2 protein-coding genes are annotated in these 3,112 nt (G+C 66.2%); both read right to left on the bottom strand.

Going from position 1 to position 3,112, the window contains the following annotated elements; translation table 11 throughout:
• Positions 1–2,545 (bottom strand): host specificity factor TipJ family phage tail protein (locus ACRDUX_RS04805; protein ID WP_526411526.1); only part of this gene is annotated, 2,545 nt, incomplete at its 3' end.
• On the bottom strand, positions 2,546–2,941 hold the full coding sequence (locus tag ACRDUX_RS04800; RefSeq protein ID WP_526411524.1) for an NlpC/P60 family protein: 396 nt from the start codon (positions 2,939–2,941) through the stop codon (positions 2,546–2,548).
• Between the last annotated feature and the right edge of the window lie 171 nt (positions 2,942–3,112).

Here is a 3,112-nt window from a genome sequence, read left to right as displayed (position 1 = left end):
CTGCAAGACCGGTATAGTCGTGGGCGTTGGCCAGGCTGCGCAGGATGACCAACGGCCCGTCGTCATTCGTGATCGCGATCGTGATCGGGCTGGTATCGCCACCGATCGGCGTCTCCGGCTCGTCCGGCAGCGGGTCATACATGCGCGGATCGTCGTCGAGCGCCACGATGTCGGCGCTCGCCGAGTCGCGCGGTGTCACCTGCTTGACCTTTAGTGCCTTGGCGTAGGTCTCGCCCGGACCGAGCTGGAGCCATGTCCGCTCCTTGTCACCGCCGATCAGGATCTCCGGAAGCTGGTCGGGATCGGGCACGGCGAGCGTGAGCTGCATCGACTGGCCGGCCACCGCCGTGGCCACGAACGGCCCCGCCTTGCGCCCCCGGCCGTCCCGCACCGCGGCGAAGTAGGTCGCGCCGGCGGTCGAGAAGTCCGGCGGGTCCACGAGCGTGAACACCGGTGCATTCGGATCGCTGTCGTCGCAGTCGATCACCTCGAGCGTCTGTCCGTAGTTCGGCACGTCGTGGCTGAAGCTGATACCGTCGCCGAAGGTAACCGCGAGGCCTTCCATCGCCGTCGACCAGCCGGTGACGCTGCGGCGATAGCGATCCCCGCGGGCAAGGTTCCACAGCACCGCACGCGCCTGGTCGCGCGCGCCGATGCCGTACAACGTCATGCGACTTGGCCGTTCCTGAGCACTGTCGTCGAAGGCCACCGTCACGTCGACCGGCTGCCAGACCTTTTGATCGATGTAGGTGCCTATGAGGCAATCCGGCGCCGTGCTGTCCACCGGAAGATATTGCTTCGAGAAGCTGCCTGGGGTGATGTTGCGCGGGCTGAACATGGCCACCGGCGCGGCGACCGGTACGTCCCGCACCAGATGCACCTTACCGCCCTGCGTCACCCGCTCGGCGACCACGGCGCTGGCGATGCGGCCCAGCGCGTCGCTGACGGTCAGCCCGCTGTCGAATACAAAGTCGAAGGTCCAGCCGAGATCCGCGAAGTCGTTGTGGTTGGCATAGAGCTCGGCCAGGGCGATCTGATCGTCCCGTAGGCGGCCGCCGTTGCTGCTGCGTGCGATATAGGCGAAGGCGTCGCACGGGCTGCGCGTCGCGCGTTTCGTCATGGTCATCGCGCCGGCGCCGGCGTCCCACGCCTCGAGCTTGCGCGTGGCCACCAGGTTGAAGGTGCGCGACTGCGCGGCATTGAGCGCCTCGCCGGCCTTCATCCTGATCGCGATGCAGGTCATGTTGCTGAAGGTCCGGCGACCGACGACCCGACCGCGCAGGCCGATCCAGTCGAGCTGGTGTCCCGCCTGCAGCGAGGTGTCCTTCGCGTCGGTCCGGCGGAGACGTACCTGATAGCGGCCCGCCGCGGACGGCATGATTGACGTCGTCACCCGCTGCGGATCCTGACTGGTGCGCAGATAGCTGGTCGGATCGAAGGTCTCCCAGGTGTCGGGATCGCCGACCGGCAGGCCGAGATCGTCGATCTGCTGCGCCTGGACCTCGAAGGTGACCGCCCGCCCGTCGAGCCCCGTCGACACTGGATTGTAGGCCCACAGCCCTCTCGGGTTGGCCATGTCGATCTCGATGAGGCTGATGGTCGTGCCGGCGGGATTGGCGGCATACGGCCCCGCCCAGGGGCTGCTCTCGGCCGCGTCGAGCAGCTCGATATCCGCGAGATCCTGTGACGTGATCCACCGCTCGTCGGCGATCGAGGGGTCCGACAGCCCGCCCGGCTCGATCTTCGCCCACGTGATATCCGGATAGTTCGTGATCGGCGTGTCGCCCAGCTTGAGGCTGCTCTCGTCGATCTCGTACTCGCCGATGCCGAGCCCGACGATGTGATGGAGATACTGGTCGGTCGAGGAGCTGACCAGCGCGCCGGCATCGTCGTACGTCGCATAGGGCGTCGTCACGAAGTCGGGATACATCCGGTTACGCCCGAAGGCCTCCGGGATCGGCTGCTGCAGGCGGGCGTAATTGCCTTGCGCCGTGAGGTTGTACGTCGGCGAGCTGGCGGGCGTGGAACTGGCGTAGCCGGTGCCGGTGGATGACTTCCCGGCAGGCTGCACGAACAGGCTCATCAGCCCGTAGGCTGCAACACTCAAAGCCAGGCCGACGCCGGCCGTCACCGCCGCTGCTCCAAACGAGCCGGCGGCAAAGCCCAGTCCGAGAGCGAGCGGGCCGCCGATATAAGGCGCCGCCACCGCGATGGCGATCGTTACCACGGCCAGCACGATACTTAAGGGATTGAAGCCTCCGCCGGTCGGCGGCCGGTAGAACGCCACGATGTCATTCGCACCGACTGTCGTGCACTTCCATTGCGACCGCGTAAGGGGTTTTCCGTTGAACAGGCAAACGGTTGGCAGGGCGAACTCGCGCACCTTGCGGCGACCGTAGATGCCACCCGGACGGTAGACCTGCGTGTGCGATCGCAATCCACGATGCTTCTGGACTAGCCGGCGGACCGTCATCGATCGATCGACTGTGTAGACTTCCCGCTTCGTCGGATCGAAGCGGCTAGGCAGATGGATGAGGACACCCATTCAGCTCCCCGGCGTGAAGTAGCCGCGCACGCGCCATTGCGCGGCGGCAAGGTGTCGGGCGTCATGCAAGACAGACCCACCGATCGGGCAGTGAAGCGTTACCTTGAGATCGGCGACCCAGATGCCGACATGCGTCGGGTCCTTGAGGCGCGCCAGGAAAACCGCATCGCCGTCGCGCGGCGTTTCCGTTGGATTCCAGCCGAACTGTGCCGCCCACTGCGGTATCGCTTTTGCCACCCCGCCCCAGCTTGTGGGCGACGGCATGAACGGAACGTCGCGCCCGTAGCGCGCCTTCTGGACGTGACGAACAAACGACCAGCAATCCCAGTATTCCGGGCCTTGCGCACAGCGCTGGTAGGGCCAGCCGATGTAAGCGGTGACCCAATGCGCCGTCATAGCTCCCTCAACGTCCGGCGAGGCCGGGAAATTCAGCCAGCGTGTACTGGCGGATGGGAAACGTGCCCCGCAGGTCGACGCCGGTCCGCGCCTTCAGTGAGATGGTCGTCACTCCGACCGTGATATCCGAGGCCTCGAAGGTGGCAACCGGATCCATCTGCGGGCCGTCGT

This window comes from Mycobacterium sp. (assembly GCF_050701675.1).
In the GTDB taxonomy this organism is placed as follows: domain Bacteria; phylum Actinomycetota; class Actinomycetes; order Mycobacteriales; family Mycobacteriaceae; genus Mycobacterium.
The sequence above is the reverse complement of the archived record's forward strand: the minus strand, read 5'-3'. Positions and strand labels throughout refer to the sequence as shown.

What these genes read in the sequence shown, in the direction of transcription:
- ACRDUX_RS04800 (WP_526411524.1), bottom strand. Translation starts at nt 2,941, where the DNA reads ATGACGGCGCATTGGGTCACCGCTTACATCGGCTGGCCCTACCAGCGC.